The sequence below is a fragment of the Cohnella sp. CFH 77786 genome, assembly GCF_019400745.1.
In the GTDB taxonomy this organism is placed as follows: domain Bacteria; phylum Bacillota; class Bacilli; order Paenibacillales; family Paenibacillaceae; genus Cohnella.
The window spans coordinates 329,467-346,189 of record NZ_WJIB01000001.1; the positions used below are offsets into that span (position 1 = coordinate 329,467).

The 16,723-nt window shown below is 49.6% G+C and carries 15 protein-coding genes, 3 tRNA genes and 1 pseudogene; 4 read left to right on the plus strand and 15 right to left on the minus strand.

What is annotated here, in order from left to right; genetic code table 11:
* Positions 1 to 38: 38 nt before the first annotated feature.
* Positions 39 to 632 (plus strand): JAB domain-containing protein, encoded by a 594-nt coding sequence (locus GE107_RS01585; RefSeq protein WP_255570129.1) that lies wholly within the window; start codon positions 39 to 41, stop codon positions 630 to 632.
* 140 nt (positions 633 to 772) lie between these two features.
* Positions 773 to 925, plus strand: coding sequence for a hypothetical protein (locus tag GE107_RS01590; RefSeq protein ID WP_219637719.1), 153 nt, complete (start codon positions 773 to 775; stop codon positions 923 to 925).
* A gap of 305 nt (positions 926 to 1,230) precedes the next feature.
* Here the strand turns inward: GE107_RS01590 and GE107_RS01595 are convergent, their stop codons facing one another.
* From GE107_RS01595 to GE107_RS01605, 3 genes are all read right to left on the minus strand, one after another.
* Complete coding sequence (locus tag GE107_RS01595; protein WP_219637720.1) at positions 1,231 to 1,665, minus strand: helix-turn-helix domain-containing protein; 435 nt, start codon at positions 1,663 to 1,665, stop codon at positions 1,231 to 1,233.
* Between the two features lie 983 nt (positions 1,666 to 2,648).
* Positions 2,649 to 3,593, minus strand: coding sequence for a hypothetical protein (locus GE107_RS01600; protein WP_219637721.1), 945 nt, complete (start codon positions 3,591 to 3,593; stop codon positions 2,649 to 2,651).
* Between the two features lie 1,120 nt (positions 3,594 to 4,713).
* Positions 4,714 to 5,511, minus strand: a complete 798-nt coding sequence (locus tag GE107_RS01605; protein WP_219637722.1) for an RNA polymerase sigma factor — start codon at positions 5,509 to 5,511, stop codon at positions 4,714 to 4,716.
* A 193-nt stretch (positions 5,512 to 5,704) separates the two neighbouring features.
* Between GE107_RS01605 and GE107_RS01610 the strand changes: the two genes are divergently transcribed.
* Positions 5,705 to 6,250, plus strand: a complete 546-nt coding sequence (locus tag GE107_RS01610; protein ID WP_219637723.1) for a helix-turn-helix domain-containing protein — start codon at positions 5,705 to 5,707, stop codon at positions 6,248 to 6,250.
* Positions 6,251 to 6,704: 454 nt separating this feature from the next.
* Here GE107_RS01610 and GE107_RS26300 read toward each other — a convergent pair.
* Together GE107_RS26300 and GE107_RS27365 are read right to left on the minus strand one after the other, a co-directional pair.
* Positions 6,705 to 7,568, minus strand: a pseudogene (locus tag GE107_RS26300) (Nmad3 family putative nucleotide modification protein).
* Between the two features lie 20 nt (positions 7,569 to 7,588).
* Positions 7,589 to 7,798 carry a DUF7669 domain-containing protein gene (locus GE107_RS27365; protein WP_483298231.1) on the minus strand — a complete coding sequence of 70 codons (210 nt, stop codon included), beginning with the start codon at positions 7,796 to 7,798 and terminating at the stop codon, positions 7,589 to 7,591.
* Positions 7,799 to 8,055: 257 nt separating this feature from the next.
* Here GE107_RS27365 and GE107_RS01625 point away from each other — a divergent pair, with 257 nt between their 5' ends.
* Positions 8,056 to 8,919: a hypothetical protein gene (locus GE107_RS01625; RefSeq protein WP_219637726.1), complete on the plus strand. Its 864-nt coding sequence runs from the start codon at positions 8,056 to 8,058 to the stop codon at positions 8,917 to 8,919.
* A gap of 28 nt (positions 8,920 to 8,947) precedes the next feature.
* Here the strand turns inward: GE107_RS01625 and GE107_RS01630 are convergent, their stop codons facing one another.
* The 10 genes from GE107_RS01630 to GE107_RS01675 all read right to left on the minus strand — a co-directional run bounded on the left by GE107_RS01630 (position 8,948) and on the right by GE107_RS01675 (position 16,722).
* Complete coding sequence (locus GE107_RS01630; RefSeq protein ID WP_219637727.1) at positions 8,948 to 9,148, minus strand: hypothetical protein; 201 nt, start codon at positions 9,146 to 9,148, stop codon at positions 8,948 to 8,950.
* 13 nt (positions 9,149 to 9,161) lie between these two features.
* The gene (locus GE107_RS01635; protein WP_219637728.1) at positions 9,162 to 10,100 is read right to left on the minus strand and encodes a tyrosine-type recombinase/integrase; all 939 of its coding nucleotides are present in this window, start codon (positions 10,098 to 10,100) and stop codon (positions 9,162 to 9,164) included.
* A 176-nt stretch (positions 10,101 to 10,276) separates the two neighbouring features.
* Positions 10,277 to 10,365 (minus strand) — tRNA-Leu (locus GE107_RS01640).
* 141 nt (positions 10,366 to 10,506) lie between these two features.
* Positions 10,507 to 10,583: transfer RNA gene (locus GE107_RS01645), tRNA-Ile, on the minus strand.
* A 23-nt stretch (positions 10,584 to 10,606) separates the two neighbouring features.
* Positions 10,607 to 10,683 (minus strand) — tRNA-Met (locus GE107_RS01650).
* 95 nt (positions 10,684 to 10,778) lie between these two features.
* On the minus strand, positions 10,779 to 10,973 hold the full coding sequence (locus GE107_RS01655; RefSeq protein WP_219637729.1) for a YycC family protein: 195 nt from the start codon (positions 10,971 to 10,973) through the stop codon (positions 10,779 to 10,781).
* Positions 10,974 to 11,068: 95 nt separating this feature from the next.
* Positions 11,069 to 11,233 carry a hypothetical protein gene (locus tag GE107_RS01660; RefSeq protein ID WP_219637730.1) on the minus strand — a complete coding sequence of 55 codons (165 nt, stop codon included), beginning with the start codon at positions 11,231 to 11,233 and terminating at the stop codon, positions 11,069 to 11,071.
* A 129-nt stretch (positions 11,234 to 11,362) separates the two neighbouring features.
* Complete coding sequence (locus GE107_RS01665) at positions 11,363 to 12,922, minus strand: ABC transporter substrate-binding protein (RefSeq protein WP_219637731.1); 1,560 nt, start codon at positions 12,920 to 12,922, stop codon at positions 11,363 to 11,365.
* Positions 12,919 to 13,809: an ATP-binding cassette domain-containing protein gene (locus GE107_RS01670; protein ID WP_219637732.1), complete on the minus strand. Its 891-nt coding sequence runs from the start codon at positions 13,807 to 13,809 to the stop codon at positions 12,919 to 12,921. Before GE107_RS01670 ends, GE107_RS01665 begins: the two co-directional genes overlap by 4 nt.
* A 3-nt stretch (positions 13,810 to 13,812) precedes the next feature.
* Complete coding sequence (locus GE107_RS01675) at positions 13,813 to 16,722, minus strand: ABC transporter permease (RefSeq protein WP_219637733.1); 2,910 nt, start codon at positions 16,720 to 16,722, stop codon at positions 13,813 to 13,815.
* Position 16,723 lies beyond the last annotated feature (1 nt).

Consider the following 16,723-nt stretch of genomic DNA (forward strand, 5'->3'; position numbering starts at 1 on the left):
CCTATTTCTATTTCTTGGAGGAGTCCACAGTGAACAATATGTATATGATCAAATCCGCCTTGGCAGATGCATTGTGCGTAAAAGAGGATAGTAACATTCTTGAGGAATTGTTCAGCCGTTACGTGACGCCGCAAGAGCTTCTGAATGCTTCTGTAGAGGAATTAGTATCTCTCAAGGGCTTTACCGTAAAGAAGGCCCAACAGATTGTCGGAACACTTAAGCTTGCCAGGACGATTCATGCACCACGGGTGGAAGGGTTCAAAATAAGCTGTCCATCCGATTGCTTTGACATCCTCAGACATGAATTGTCCCATCTTCTTCATGAGGAAGCTTGGCTGCTCTGCCTGAATAGCAAGAATCGGATTATTTCTCGAACAAGAATTGGCATCGGTTCATTGTCGGCCGCCATCGTACATCCTCGCGAGCTGTTTAAGCAAGCCATTCTGCGCTCATCAGCTTCAATCATCTTTGCTCATAATCATCCTAGCGGCGACTGCACTCCATCTCAGGAGGACATTTCTTTGACTCGTCGTTTGAAAGAATGTGGTGATCTACTGGGCATAGAATTGCTTGATAGCCTAGTGATCGGATCGGACAGTTACTGTTCATTCAAGGAACGTGGACTCATGTGATGAATCATGGGGAGTTAGCTTTATTTGCTGACTCCCTTTATATGAAAGCCTTCGGCTATGTTCGCTTTGCTCGCTATTCGTGCTGGTACATACTTACGCCGTTCTACGCATCATACTCACATTCTTGGAGGAATGATACTATGACAAACGCCGCTGCGATCGGTTATGCGATCCTTGCCGCTAAGAAGCTAGGGTTATCCCGCGAGGAACTTCATAAGCTTGAGAGCATTATGTACAGGATAATGGATGAAGTTTCCGAGGAAGAAGCTGAAGAAGCATACAGAAGCAATTAAATAGTTACACACGGGGAGCCAGCCGATTGGTTGGCTCTTCTATTACTTCTCATTCATAAGCGACCGTACATTGAACGTGTAGTTTTCATAGGCCAACCGACGTGCCATAATCTCCATTGCCAAATTGCCATCATCATACGTCGGCGTATCTGAGGTTCGCTTTCTCTTAAGGTTTTCGTATAGATTAATCATATGTACATTTGCGGCCTTTTGAGCTTCGGAGCATGTACTCAATTCTGATTCGCGTTTCAAAGCCTCTATTAAGTCATCGTAATTATTCATCATTATCATTGGCTCCTCTTCTATTATAGTATCGTACCGTACAGATCAGGATCGATTTCAGTTACTGCCTTCCAGAACGCTCGTTGTTCTTCAATAGTCATATCGATAGGTTCTTCTGGCGCGTCCTGATCATATGTAAATATTAGTTCTCCATCTTGATACAATTCTTCATACAGGTACCGTTCAAACTCCCTAAATCGATTTTTCATAATTAGCCTTTCGCCCCGCTCTATGAGGCTGATCGTAGATGCTGGAAGCCTTACAATCTTGCCGAGCTGCTCCTGACTAAGTCCATCGTGAATCCTCTTTAGCTTTATCTGTTTGTGTAAAGACAAGCTGTCAGGTTCAATTAGTACTCTCTTTCGTGCATTGAAAATACTCATGATATCATCGGGGTCTTCCACGTAATTCTTATGGAATCCGAATTCGCCATATTTCCGAAGATCGTCAAAATCCATAACATCATTCCTTTGTGGTTTTCGTGCCCCCCTCCTGGTGAAGGGAGGCTATATTCAGAAGGAGAAAACGATAAGGGGAACAGTTGGGAAACCCTTAGCGTTCTGACTTGAACGTAACCAGTTCATATGGAAATTACAACAATTATTTACTAAATCATTTGGTAAATTATTTACTACAAACACGCCCTTTCCTGTATCCTTTTACACCTGTCAGTGCCCCAAAAACACCAACCTCTTGATACTACTGGGGTTTCGGGCATCCTTGGCTGAAATCTCGAACAAGAGAATTGGGCATCCTCGATGGGGGACCAGGCACAATTTCAGCATCACGCTTAATCACGGCTGTCTAAACACCGTTTTATGTCGCTCATTTACCATTTGTGACTTGATCGCTCTAAATAGTGATTGAATCATGTTTCTGGGCCTGAATAGGAACACTTGTTCCATTCATAATAGCTAATGGAGGTGCATTCGGGATGACATTGAAACCTCTTGCTGATGCTGAACGGAAGCTACTTCGTGTACTCAACAACTTCATAATCAGTCGCAAAAGAGCACCACGAATGTGGGAGTTATTTCGCATGACTGGAAGACTGGATGATCAACTTCAAAGATCATTGCGGAAACTTGCTGAACTGGGATTTATTGAGTGGACAGTGCAGAGTCATGATCAACTAAGGATTATCAGGGCTTGGGAAGATGAGACATCATTGCCTTCGAAGAAGAATGCGAAGGAGATAGTGAATTTCTGGGAAGAGGACAGCTTTTAGTGTAACTAGCCCTTCCTTGAGAAGCAGCTATGCAAATATTTCCGTCAGGTAATCCTCTTGTTGGTTTCTATCATATGCACGAAGCAATTGGTATAGGCGTTTGAATAAGGAGTGTATACTAATCACCGCCTTTAGGTTGATCTCGAATAAAAGCAAAACAACATCAACTAAAAATGGGCATCTATTTATTGTTATAGATGCCCTGTCGACCTGCTAATCGAAATCGATTAATCCTCCTTCACTCAACGTTCGGATTAGGGAATAAAAGAGATTTCTTAATTCATGAAGCTCTTCTTCCTGTTCGCTTAGGGCAGCAGTAAATCCTTCATAAATTGATTCCAAGTCATTTTCAGAAACACCGTGTGACGGCTTTTCTTTCTTAACTACGACTTGATCTTTTTGGACAATTTCATCATTCGGGTTTATTTTGATTTGAATTCCAATGTTCTTTAAGTACTGATAAACCTCAAAGTACACTCTCTTCGCATGCTGATCAGACTTGAAATATGCTGCCCAGTGAACATGCGAAAGGAAAAGAAACTGACCACCATTGTATTCGACAATTCGACGAATATCGTCAACCAACATATGAAATAAAATCCTGACTAACCGAGAGCCGCTTCTGGGGTCTAAGTCAATCAAGTCAAACTTTTTGTCAATCAATAACGACCTTACAAGTTTAATGAACCTTTCGTCCGTAAATCGTCTCTCCAGCACTTTGATCAAGACATCATATCCAAATCTACAAAGATAACTCATCACAGATTGTGATTTAATAACGTATTCGTACTCTGCGGGCTGCTGATTTTCGAGGCCGTACTGATCTTCACCAATGTTAAAAAGTTCGATGAACTGTTCAATAATGGACGCAACAGCATGCATAACAATTACATCTTCGGGTGGTACGTTAACATGACGTTTGCGTACTCTAGGCGATTTAGGGGCAGGATAATACCTCGATTCCAAGATTGCTTTAGAGAGATTCCTGATAGGCATCTTCTTTCGCACAATTTGCCACAGTTCCCACTCCCAATCTTCCCCATAAACTTCCTTTCCCATCAGACTTTCCGCGATTTTCCGAAGGTGTTGTGGTTGGGCAGTCAATTTGATAAAAGCAGATTGATTCTTGTTTCGTCCATTTTTGCAGACTTTACTCATGTTATCATCTCCAGTAGTTTAGGATAGCGAAAAGGACAGATCCGAAGACCTGTCCATTTGTAACGAAAAAGGCGCAGAAGGAAAAGGCTCTAAACCCTATCCCATCCATATCCACACCAATTCCTACCTCTATCCTACTGGGCCACATGCCCGCATCCTACATCGCAATTCCTACATCGCAGATACGTTACCTTTACCGCTACAAGCGGACGGTTCTTTCGCTAGGGAATGAATCCCTGTTCTTAACAATAGCACGAAGGTCAGACAAAGTCAAACGTCAAAACTCAATGCTTCTGACGGACGCGCAACCAACACTCCAAAAGGATTCAACAGAGCTCGCCAACCAAAGTGGCTAGGGATACCCACGCAGGCAAATAAATACGGGGATAAAATACCAAGGTAACGACATGTTCTGCAGGGCCGCTGTGGCCCAAAATCCCCCTGGATTCATAAGGGATAGTATCGTTATCCAATAGAGTGAATAGAGCAGTTATGATTTCTTAATAGTGCTTTGACCGTTGGGTGCTGCATAACTCGCCATTCATGAGCACATAGTATCGGGACTTGCTGAAAATCCGAAACTTATCGAAAACAGTAGATATTCTCGATTCTAGTTAAGTTAATGTGAATAAAGTAGTAGCCGTACCCATGACTCCGAAGCAGATATAGCCAGTTTTTAGCGCCCAGATTGACGGCGCTAAAAACCCGATTACCTTCATATTGACTTACTTGCACACGCCATTAGCAGAAACAATCGCTTATAATCCATGGATTGCATCGAAATTCAGCACACATGATCAGATCCAGCAGCAATAAAAAAGAGAGAAGCCGCGCCCCCAAGGGCAGACTATCCCCCATTAAAAGTAAAGTAACTATGCATTCACTGCCCACGTTATGAATTCAGTGTGCGGTGGAACAGACGGTGAATGAATCTCGGGAATCCGCTTCCGATCACGTCGCGGATATCTAATGATGCGCTCGTTAACCCACAGGGTGCGGCTACTGGATTTTTCTTATCCATTCATAGTTTGTCTGGCATCCGTCTGTTTCTGCTGAATCAGCTCTTCTGTTATATATTACTTGCATTTCTCGTTAAATAGTTGCAGTGATGAACAAAAAATCAACTTATTTCTGCTTGCCGCCTTGCCCACTGCTTAGCCACAGTCCTTCCACGCCTAATATCACTCTTAACCGTATTAAGTGTAAGCCCCTGCTTATCAGCAATCTCCTGATCCAACATCCCTTTAAGCTTTAGCCCCAATGCTTCAGCATACCTAGGATTCTTTTGCCGAACATAATCCAGCACAGCATGAACTATATCAGCGACAATCAGCGAGTTACTTATTTCTGCTTTCGCATTTATTGAATCAGGATCAAGGACAGGTCGAGGACTAACATATTTCTTCTCTTTCCTATCGTACTTACACCCACGCACTTTTGTAAGATATTGATCAAGCAGTCGAGGATAGAGCGCTTTTTGAAGGTAGCTTAGCCAATTACCTACTACTGCATCGGACAACTCATACCTACTATAGAATGAATGAACAATACCGCAGTAAATCTGAAAGGCATCATTGTAGATATCGCTTATACTCGGATTATCATACCAGCACCTGGCCAGTAACCTCCTCGCGGCTCGAAGTACAATAAACTGAACCAACGGGTTAGCAAAGATCGCGTTCTGTATAGTTGAGTCGAGCGATTCATTATTTGCGAAAGTCTCATATAGCCTTCTGTATCCATCTTCGTAAAGCGCTTCGGGATTATTCAAGTGTGTATCGGCACAGAACCAATCATTCGTGCTGATCAGTTTGTACTGATGGGTTATTAGGTCACCAAGATCATCATAGCATGCTTGCTTTTGAACGCCTGTCCATTCACGTGCAAATTCCGTCTTCCATAAATCCTTGCTGTCCATCGCTATCATCCTCCAACATTGTGACGGCTCATCCGATGTCGATATGCTCCTCCCTGTAGGAAATTGCTCATATTGCATCTTGTCCGTTTTGATTTAGGGATATTATACCATCTTACTTTCACTTTTGCAATATATAGTGTTGCGTTTATGAAACACTTCTGTTATAATGCTTATTAGAAAGGACGTGTAGCCGATGGGAATGATTCCTTACCAAACTTCAAGCGATGACTTAAAGCAGCTTCAACGCTTTGAAACGGCAGGCGAGATTCACAAATTCATCCGCGAGAAAGCGGAAGCTTGCAATCCAGGCATGTTTTCGATTAACGCATTGGCGGAAAAAGTTGAAACCTCTCCCTCGACGCTTTCGAGATTCGAGTCAGGCAAACAACACGGGCTGAAAGCGTCGCTGCTCTCCAAGATCGCACAAGTCATGGCCGTTCCAGTTGAAGCTTTCCAGTTGGATTACTACCGAAACGATCCGAGGCCGTTTACGATTTGCGGCATTACACCTTCCATCAAGAATTTCGACTTGATCGAACCTTCACACCGAATGCATCTAAACCTAAAGGCATATTCACCAGCGGGAGTGATGTATGAAGAAGTGGACGAAGTCGTGGAATTGAGCATATTGGAGTACGAGGAATTCATCGAGGAAGTAAGCAGCTTAATTAAGAAGGTTAGAGTTCGTAGAGACACTTGGGCGAGGAAGAAAGCTGCAATTAATGAATTAAGCTTATAACAAGGAGAAAGGGTTGATTTCGATGATTAATGCTGAGGACCAACTTCGACAATTATTAAACGCCTTCCATAGTGGTGGATATTCCTTAGAACGATTATCAGAAATGACTGGCAGGGAAATTAGATTGATTAAATCGTTTATTGCTGGTAATTTCAGATTATCAGATGGCACTTGCCGCGAGATAACATACTCACTCATAACAGATAACGAATCTGCCGCAATTTTGTTAAGAGAACCTGATGAAGAGTTCGCCGACCTCCCCAGGCTAGACTAACCCCCTTCCGTCCCCCTAAAGGGGGACACGCAGGGAGCACGCCCCCTGCACCCGTCACTCGGCGTGCGCCGTCCCTCGGTCATTCGACCGAAGGGAATGGAAAAGTGTCGGAGATAACCAGCCGCCTATCAAGACTGTAATGAACGCTTCGCGGTCTTGACTGGCTTACTTTGGTGCTTCTCAAGTGAATTGCCGTCGAATCAATTCCTTTGCCCAGTTCTCTACTTTATCATTACCCTCGATAACGAACTCTTGGCCCCTGCCAACCGATTGCAAAGTGCAATGATCATCACGCAGCTGCCAAACTGGACTCCCTTTCTTGGTGTATAAGTTCTCATGATAGCTCATTATCGTTCCTATTCTGGGATGGAAGAATCGCGGCAATTGCCATACAGAGCGCTTCCGTTGTCCCGCTTGTGTTAAAACTAATGAATCGTCATACATGAATGTTCCGCATCCTGGGATGGAATTATTGAATGACAACGAATTCGCAGCAATATACGCAGTATTCATGTCTCTGTCTCTGCCAACGTAATGAGGATGAGGCAGCTTCCAATCGTCATACTGTCCCGCATCATTTATTGACTCGATCTCCCCGACTTGCAAGTATCCCCATATAATGTGCCTATGTGTCCCTTTTACATATCTATACCCAGATGCAGCTCTGGAAGCATCCTTAAACCAACCGAAGAAAAGGAAGATATCTCCTACTTGAACCTTCTTGTTCTTCAAATGTCGCTGTGCTTAGCTGGACTGACCAAATACACCTCTCCATCCAGGTAGCCTTTCAACTACTGAAGCATTGATATCTGGGTCGAGATGCACGTATGTACCGTTGGAATACTTCTTAATGCCAAGCTGCTCCATCAAATCAAGATAAGTATGGTCCTGATCGACCCTCAAATCGGAATAGGTTACTCCCGTATTCACTTCCTCATCATCGGGAATAGGCAATGAGATTAACCTTCCTGAATCAAGGAAATGCGGGCTAGGATATCCACCAGCAGATGAATCGAAACCCTTCCTGCTTAGAATAATCTTCATAACTGGACACTCCTAAAGATTTATGACCTTATAGAAACCGTCGTCGATCCTCTCATCATTAAACCTGTGGCATGATGTCGCTTTGCGTTAGCGCAGCATTTTGAATCGATATGTGTCCTGATCGTCGATTCAGCATAGTTCGTATTGTTGCGCTGCATGTCAACAGCTTCCTTAGGTGTGAACCGATTTTCTCCTTTGGCTTTAACTATCGATCTCGTTGCCTGTAACAGCTCATCCCTGCAAGTGCTTTACATTCAAAATCGCTCCAGTCATGGTTTCCTCATCTTACCATGAACTTCATTTTCCAGAATAGTAAGCGACTATTATAATTAATTGTTGATTATAGTGAAATCACTCCATTAAGACATAGTCTTATCGTTACTGGATGTTCGCTGGAGGAAGGTCTTTCCAGAACCTAATTATCTACTGTATGATATAGGACATAATAACCAATTTATTGTCGAACTGAAGGGAGTATGTATTTCATATGTGCTCGTTAATTGCTATACCTGAGATCGAGAGAAAGATAATCCAAATAGGCAAATTCGACAGCGTAAATTATGTAGCTAAAAATAACACAATCAGACATGCATTTAAGGATTGGCAGGATGAGACTTCAAAGAAACCACTCACGAGTAAGCTTCCACGCATTTTGGCTCCAAAGAAACCTGATATTTTATACGATGGTATTGCAGGAGCATTTAAGACAATATCTAAAAAAAGGTCCGCTTTTGATTACATAGAAGTCCCACACGAAATAGCAAGCACTGAACTTCTTTGGAAAGGCTCTGTTAGACCTGAACTCAACAAGTTTTATGTAATGAGCCCAAAGAATAACAAAGTCTACTTTCCCTTTGATAATTATCACTCGTTAGCCTTCGAAGATAAGGTAAGCGAAGCTATTAGGATTTTCCTGCATCTCAAACCAAAGGAACTTCTTATTGTTCATGAAGAAGGCTACGAATGTGAGATCAAATCAAATGCTGATTTTGCTAAAAGCAAATTGGTTAAAGGTACTGGAGATTTGCAATTAGAAAAAAAGACAAACAAGAGGATAATGTTCAGATCATCCTATCCAAAGCCAGGTTTTTTAAAAGGTCTATTCTCTACCCCACCCCAGCTCCCTCAAGACCTGATATGGTATCCTACCGAAGAAAAATGGCAGGTGGTAGTTGAAGGAATATTAAACGACAGCTCTAAGGAATTTGAAATGCAGATTAATTATCATGAGGATTTCGGGTTAAATTCCAACCTCCAAGCAGAAATAATGAAACAAGCTAATATCAAAGCCAGCACTAATATAACTCAATTTCAACGAACCAGTTGGAAGGTAGCCGCTTCTTTCTGGTAAGAGCGGCTAAAGGAACCTGTAAGGGCACCTATCTCTTAGCAGAGACGGTGCCCTTAATCATAGATTCTTTAATCGACGATATTAGCTTCTCTAAAGCAGTAACAAAGCGGGCAAGGTCAGGATCATTAGTAGCTAATAAGCCTTGTAGTAGTTGTTGTAGTTCTTCCTTAGATGCAGTTTGAATGAACTCATTCACCAATGAACGCTCATTGTCGTTTGCAATCGTCATACCCAGCCCCTTATCACTTGATCTTACCTACCCTAACCTTCTGCTTAATTAACCTGTTTAGAGGCGAAGCGGTGTTATGCTGCTCCTTCACATCGGTATTCGAAAGCTTAACATATCGCTTGGTCATGGTCATGTCCACATGGCCTAACATCTGTTGCAATCCAAATGCATTGCCGCCGCCGCGCAGAAACACAATGGAGAATGCATGGCGCAAAGCGTACGGCCATAAGTGCGTTCCAAGCTTTTTGCAGTACATCTCGACTCGGTCGCCCCAAGTATGCCTATTCAGAGGCTTGCTTTCATTCGTACAGAATATCGGTGCCTTCCCGCTCCACTCTTTAGGACGTACAGACAATAACTCCTGAATCGCTTCAACAGTCATCGGCGATAGCGGTAAGGTACGGGATATGCGGGTTTTCGCCTTAGTAGCATCTACATGGAGTTCTCTGGCACGCGGGTGGAAATCCCCTTCTTCCAAACTGAATGCTTCTTTAGGTCTAATCCCACAATCGAGAAACAGAAGGAAAAGTGTATAGTCCCTTAATCCAGCGAACGTCTCACGGTTCGGTAGGGCTATTAGACGGGCAAGAGTCTCTTCGTCGACACTCACATGCCGCCCCTCGTCTTTGCGCTTCCTGAAGCCTTCTAGAGGGTTATCTGATATCATTCCATGCTCAACGCACCAGTTAAAGAACGTACGGAGGTACACAAGTCGGTTATTATAGGTCGCGGGTTTAATCCCTTCTTGTCCAAGATGATCAACGGCAGCCTTCTCAAGTTGATCGAATGATTGCTCAGCATCTGGATACCGCTTAAAGAACAGGTTTACATGTGTCTTGTAGTCCAGGATGGTCTGATCGCTAATACCATTCGCTTTCTTCCACGTAATGAACCGATCCAGTGCCTCTTCCATGGTTGCAGGTGCCTTCTTAACTTTCCCCAATCGAGCCATAAATAAAAAATCCTCCTTCGCCTTCACCTGTATTTTGCGGATACAGATAGTGCGAAAAAGGATCTCACGCATGAAGTCCTGTGTGTCTGGTTGTGCTCAATTTATGTACACAGGATTCATCATTTTTTATGGTTTTACGGATTTCTCCCCCAGGAGATAAACCCTTATGGGAGTAGTGGTGCCGAGGACGGGGGTCGAACCCGTACGGTGGTCACCCACCGCAGGATTTTAAGTCCTGTGCGTCTGCCAATTCCGCCACCCCGGCACGAACAAACATTAATATAGCACGTCTGGACGGCCTTGGCAACTGAATTCCGCTTTCACCGTCCGACGCCGTACGCCCCAGCAAAAAAGCCGCCGGTGGGCGGCTTTCTCAGCGTATGTAGTCCTCTTGGTAATTTCGGGTTGGTGGGCCCTGAGGGACTCGAACCCCCGACCAATCGGTTATGAGCCGACAGCTCTAACCAACTGAGCTAAGGGCCCTCGTCTCGGTCACGAGAAAAGGTTGGTTGCGGGGGCAGGATTTGAACCTGCGGCCTTCGGGTTATGAGCCCGACGAGCTACCGGACTGCTCCACCCCGCGACGGTATCTCAGATGTCCTTGAACAGCGACAAAAATGAGTATACAGCAACAACACGACTTTCGTCAACCATTTTCGGTATTTTATTGCCCATGTTTTATTCGGAAGTTTTCCCGGATTCCGGGCCGTCCTTGATCTTCGCGGACTGCGATCCGGCGGCATCCGCCATGGCCATCTCCGCCAGCTTCTGCAACATAACATGCTTAGGCATGTGCATCAGGTGCTCCAGCGGAACTTTCATGAAAGCCGCCAGCTTCACCGCGGTTTCCGCGGAAATGGGCATTCTCTGCATGATATCGCCTCCTTCCGGCGCAAAGCGCCGTTATCAGCTTACCATACGCCGCCCGGCTCGCCAAGAAGGACAGCCGCCGCCATCCCTCCCCCTATTTAAGGGATATATCGCACCCCGTACCGGCCGCGCCGCGAACGGTATACTTCGATTTCCTTGGGCATATCCACGCCGTACATCCAACCGTCGTGCTCCATCCGGCGCACGAGGCATCCGGCCTGGAACTTGCTGTCATACAGCCGCAACCAGTAAACCCATTTCACGCGAACCATCCTCCGCACGTTGGCATCCTTACCTGTAGAATACGCCGGATCGGACGTTTTGAAACGGGGACGAATGGAAAAAGCCGCGCAAGCGGGAGCCTGGGCTCTCGTCAAACGCGGCTTCGGAAATCAGCCCGCGGGCACCGCCTCGGCGGTTCCGGCGTCGAACGGCTTCGGTCCTCCGCCGCCGTACACGTCGTCGAAGATGCCTTCGATCGGGCCGTCCGGGTTCGTCTTGATCTTCTGCAGCAGCTCGTTGCCTTTGGTGTCCAAATACTCGAGCGCTTCCTTCACCGACCGCTGCCCCTGGAATACGGAGGAGTACGCGCGCTGTACCAAATCCTGCATCATGCTCAGGTTCGGCTTCTCCTGAAGCAGGCGCTGCTCGGCAGGGGAACTTCCCGGCATCGGGGCCGGCTTCATTTTGGTGAAGGCTTGCATGTTATAGTTCATGCCTTCCCTCGGCTTGATATAATCGACGCGGGCGGGCATTTCATACGTGCTGCGGGACTTGAATTTGGCCCAGTCTTCGCCGTTCATGAACTTCACGAACTCCCAAGCGTCTTCCTGGTTCTGCGCTTTGGCGTTGATGCCGGCGAGCGAGCTGAGCTGCGTGTTGACGCCGACGTTCGGCACGGATGCGTGGAAAGGCACGGTCACGACGTCCCAATCCAGCTTTTCGATTTTGAGCTTGTCGGCATTGTCGTTCATCTGCTGGATGTCGTTGATCATGCCGTATTCTCCGATCGTCATCGCGACGCGGCCGGTCATGAACAGTCGGCCTTGATACGGATTATAGCGGTATTTGCCGTCTGCAGGCGGCTCGACGTTCATGTCCTCCTGATGGGGGACGATATGGTCTTTGTACAGCTTGTAGACCGTCTCCCACAGGTTTTGCCATTGCGGCGTGTTGACGGTCATTTTCTCGGCTTTGTCGTCGTACAGCTTCAGCTGCAGCGGAGCGGCGAAGTTCTGGATGTCCCAATAGTTCTCGCCGGTGCCGCCCCACTGGTTGAAGGAGAAGCCGAAAACGGCGTCCTTGCCCGTCCCTTTGGTCATCTGTCTCGCCAGCGCGAACACTTCGTCCCAGTTCATGCCGTCTTTGGGAGGCGTCACGCCCATTTTTTGAAACAGCTTCTTGTTGTAATAAAGCGCGGACGGCATGAAGGTCGGGGTGAGCGCGTACAGGTTGCCGTTGCCTTGGTCCCGGATCGCCTCGATGACGGAAGGAACGAACGCGTTTACGTCGATTTTGTCCTCCTTCAGCATCGGATCCAGCTGTTTCAGCATGTTCTCGTTCACCAACGAGCCGAGCAGATTCAGGTCGAAAATCATGACGTCCACCGGATTCGTGCCCGACATGATTTCTTTCACTTTGCCGAGCGTATCCGGCTGCTTGAAGCGGCCGTCATCGTCCATGTTCTCGAATTGCTGCTGCGACCAGTCGATGGCCGGAACGATTTCGATATCGATGCCTTTGTGGGAATACTCGAACAAGTCCGTGAACTGCTGGCGGAAATAGGTTTCGTCCTGCTTGCTTCCGTACATCGTGCCGATGCGGAGCGTCCGCCGGTTGGCGGGATCGTTCGGGTCCTTGGTCGGGCTGCACGCGGCGAGCAGCGGAATGAATAAGGATAGCGCAAGGCCGATCAGCGTCCATCGGCGGACGCGGCTTGCTTCGTGTTTCATGCGGTTTCTTCCCCCTCCGTTTGTTTGGGCGCGCGGATGACGATTTTGTCACCGTCGATTTCCATCGTCGCTTTGTCGCCGATCGAGAGCGCCTGCAAATATTCCTTGGGCACCTGCAGGCGGCCGACCCGGTCGACGACCACGAACGCTTCATGCACCTCCTCCAGCGAATCTCCGCCCGCGAGCGGTGCGGACAGATCCAGATTCGGATTGCGCTTGATGAACTCCGTGCTGGTGAGCCCGTCGCGGATCGCCACGACGCGGTCGACTTTGCCGGCGAGCGACAAGTCATGGGTGACGATGACGATCGTGACGCCGAGCTCGCGGTTAAACCGCCGGAAAATGTCCATGATCATGTCCGAGGTCCGGGTATCGACCGATCCCGTCGGTTCGTCCGCGAGCAGCAGCTGCGGCTTGTTCGCCAGCGCGATGGCGATCGCGACCCTCTGCTGTTCCCCGCCGGACAGCTGCTGCAGCTTGTTGTGCATGCGGTCCTTGAGGCCGACCCACTCGAGCAGCTGCTTGGCATAGGCGCGATCGAGCTTGCCGGAGAACATCATCGGCATCTCCACGTTCTCGAGCGCCGAGAGAAACGGCAGCAGGTTGCGGGCGTTGTTCTGCCAGATGAAGCCGACCGTTTCCCGCTTGTATTTCACCAAATCCTCGTCGCTGGCTTTCAGCAGATTCCATGGACCGACGGTCACCTGCCCGGCCGACGGACGGTCGAGCCCCCCGAGAATGTTGAGCAGCGTGGACTTCCCGCTTCCGCTGTTGCCGATGATGGCCATCATTTCCCCGGGCTTCACCGTCAGGTTCAGGCCTTGGAGCGCGACCACTTCGAGATCGTCGGCTTTGTAGATTTTCACGAGTCCTTCGCACAGGATCACGGGTTAACGCTCCTCTCCCAGCTTCACGGCCTGATGGACGCGCAAGCGGCGGATATGGGTGATGAGCAGGCCCGCTCCGATGAACATCATGACCGCTACGACGACCGACAGGCGCATCGTATCGACCGAAGAGAACACGACATGGAACGGAGGTACCTGCTGGGCCGCGTTGTCGGTCGTCTGCAGGAACGGCAGGAAAAGCAGGCTCGTAATTTTCCCGATGCCGATGCCAAGCGCGATCGACAATCCCGCGGTGAAGATTTGTTCGAGCAGCAGCATCCCCGTCAGTTGCTTGCGGGAAAGCCCCATGGCGCGCAGGATGCCGATCTGGACGATCCGGGACGACAGGTTGAAAAACCAGTACAAGACGTAGCCGGACAACGAAACGATGACGGTGACGAGGAAGCCGAGGCTCAGGATGCCGAAAACGCCGCCGCGGGCGGGATGTTTGCTCTGGGAAATCAATTCGCTCCGCATGTCGTTGATCTGGGCGATCTCGACTCCTTTGGCTTGCAGCACCGGAATGATCGGGGCCGTCTTGGCGTCCGGCTTCATCTTCAGCCAAATATCATACGGCATCAAGGGGGCCTGATCGTAGATGTAGTCGAGGTTCGCCACCAGGAACGGCGCCTGATCGGGATAGGCGCTGGGCCAATAGGGCACGATCCCGATGATGACGAATTCGACCAATTGGTCCTGCAGCACGGTCTGGACCGTATCCCCTTGCTTCAAATCGAACTTCTTGGCGATGTTCGACGAGATGAGCGCTCCCTCCGGCACTTTGCCCATCCATTCCAAATACCGGTAGGGGGACGTCGGATACATGTCCTTGCGAAGCCAGGCGACCCGGGCGAAATCGACGTTGTCGATGCCCATCACGATGCCTTGGCCAGCGGTTCTCCCCGATACCGTGATGCTCGTTCTCGCTTGCAGCACGCGGGCCGCATGCTCCACGCCGGGCAGCGTGCGGAAAATCTCGAACGGAGGCTCGCTGTAAATGATCCGCGACGGCGCGGGCCGGTTCGGCTGCCCGCCGCCTCCGCCGCTGCCGCCTCCGTTCCCTCCGTTCCCTCCTCCGTTGCCGCCGTTACCCCCGCCGTTACCGCCTCCGTTGCCGCTGCCTCCGCCTTGCTGCGGGGGCTGCTGCACTTCGGCCTGCCCTTCCCACACGGTTTTCACGACGACGTCGGAGCCGTACTTGTACAGGATCCGCTCCTCGGAGTTCAGACCGATCGTGCGGGCGGCGGACGAATTGTAGACGCCGAGGCCGAGCGTCAGGATCAGCAGGATCATGAGCGGATAATACGATTTCGCCGATCGGGACAGCTGGGTCAGGGTCAGGTAAAGAGGCACCGGCAGCAGCTGTTTCCAGATCAGGTTGAACAGCCTCAGCAGCAGCGGGAACAAGCGCAGGAACACGAGTCCTCCCGCGAAGATGCTCAGCGCCGGCACGAAAAACAGGAACGGCTGCACGTTGAGCTGGTCCGTCGTCATGCCGGTTTTGAACGAGACCATCTGGCGCTCGTTGAACAAATACCAGCCGTAGGCGGCCACGCCGACGAGCGCGATGTCGAGAAACCATTTCTGCCAGAAGGGCGTCTGCCCCGTTCTCGCGATTTTGCGTTTGTAGTCGACGATGGTCGTGCGGGTGAAAACGAGCGCCGGGATGACCGCAGCCAGAATCGCGACGATGACCGCGGCGAGTCCCGCGAGCGCTCCGTCCGTCGAGAAACCGACGGGGATCGCCTTCCGGTTCACGAACTCCAGGAATCCGTTCGCCGAGCCGATGCTCTTGGCCATGAACCAGCCGAGGAACGGACCGATCACCAAGGATACCGCGCCCAGAAGAATCCCTTCCAGGAGGAACAGCACGAAAATTTGCCGGGTGCTGGCACCGCGGCTGCGCAGGACCGCGATGTCGGACCGCTGTTTCTCCAGCGCCTGCCGGGAATTCATGGTAATGAAGTAAAACACCATGGCGATCATAGGCGCGGCCAAGGTGAACAGCAGCGTCTGCAGCTGGATGCTGCTGCGGCGGAATTCGCTCAGCATGTCGGCGAACGAAATCTCCAGCCGCGTATCGTTCGACCGTTTGTACACCTCGATGTCGATGCGGCTCAGCGTTCTGGCGAGCGGCGACAACTGGCTCGTCTTGATCTCGCGCAAATCGTACGCGGTGTACCATTTGACCGATTGGAGCGGAATGCCGCGTTTCTCCGCGAGGTCCTGAAGCAAGGCCGGCTCCGCGATGAACAGGTTGTTCATCAAAGCGTCCAGTCCTTGGTACCAGTAAGGGCTCGCGGGATTTTTGGGCTTGAAGGATCCGACGATCTGGACGCGCAGCGTCTCGTTCGAGCCGCCGTAGAGCGGGTACAGCAACACGTCGCCGACGTGCAGGTCGTTCCGGAACAGGGCTTCTTCCATCATGACGGCCTTGATCGTTCCGTCTGAGTCCGGATGGTCGGGATACCACTGGCCGCCCACCTGTTCCGCCTGCTCCTGCAGACCGGCAAACGAGGCGAGCGTCATTTTGCGGGTGCGGCTGGCGTCCACCTTCGTCGGGTCTTCCGGAATGACTTCCGTGCTGCGCAGCATCGCGCTCTTCTGGGAAGCTTCCGCAGGAAAGCCGATGTTCCGCGGAACGTCCGTTTGGATGTACTGCTCCGCGCTCCGGAAGGAAGTCCAATCCGTCTTGCCTCCGGTCGCCTGGTACGTAATGAGCAAAGCGCCTGCCGGCAAGCCTTCGCTGTTCTCCTTGAGCGATTGGCCGACGACCCGCTTGAGGGCGCCGTCGGCGTACATCGGAATGCTCGTCGTGAAGGCGACCGCCACGAGCAGCCCCGCCAGCGTGCTGAGCGTGAGCCAGCGGGTGTTCCACATTTTGCGGAAGAGAAACCGGATCAGCGCGTTCATC

Excerpts from the sequence above, each read along its gene's own strand:
- GE107_RS01635 (WP_219637728.1), bottom strand. The coding sequence starts at position 10,100 with ATGGCTCGATTGGGGAAAGTTAAGAAGGCACCTGCAACCATGGAAGAG.
- GE107_RS01595 (WP_219637720.1), bottom strand. The coding sequence starts at position 1,665 with ATGGATTTTGACGATCTTCGGAAATATGGCGAATTCGGATTCCATAAG.
- GE107_RS01600 (WP_219637721.1), bottom strand. The coding sequence starts at position 3,593 with ATGAGTAAAGTCTGCAAAAATGGACGAAACAAGAATCAATCTGCTTTT.
- GE107_RS01605 (WP_219637722.1), bottom strand. The coding sequence starts at position 5,511 with ATGGACAGCAAGGATTTATGGAAGACGGAATTTGCACGTGAATGGACA.
- GE107_RS01585 (WP_255570129.1), top strand. The coding sequence starts at position 39 with ATGTATATGATCAAATCCGCCTTGGCAGATGCATTGTGCGTAAAAGAG.
- GE107_RS01630 (WP_219637727.1), bottom strand. The coding sequence starts at position 9,148 with ATGACGATTGCAAACGACAATGAGCGTTCATTGGTGAATGAGTTCATT.
- GE107_RS01675 (WP_219637733.1), bottom strand. The coding sequence starts at position 16,722 with ATGAACGCGCTGATCCGGTTTCTCTTCCGCAAAATGTGGAACACCCGC.
- GE107_RS01625 (WP_219637726.1), top strand. The coding sequence starts at position 8,056 with ATGTGCTCGTTAATTGCTATACCTGAGATCGAGAGAAAGATAATCCAA.
- GE107_RS01610 (WP_219637723.1), top strand. The coding sequence starts at position 5,705 with ATGGGAATGATTCCTTACCAAACTTCAAGCGATGACTTAAAGCAGCTT.
- GE107_RS01655 (WP_219637729.1), bottom strand. The coding sequence starts at position 10,973 with ATGCAGAGAATGCCCATTTCCGCGGAAACCGCGGTGAAGCTGGCGGCT.
- GE107_RS01665 (WP_219637731.1), bottom strand. The coding sequence starts at position 12,922 with ATGAAACACGAAGCAAGCCGCGTCCGCCGATGGACGCTGATCGGCCTT.
- GE107_RS01590 (WP_219637719.1), top strand. The coding sequence starts at position 773 with ATGACAAACGCCGCTGCGATCGGTTATGCGATCCTTGCCGCTAAGAAG.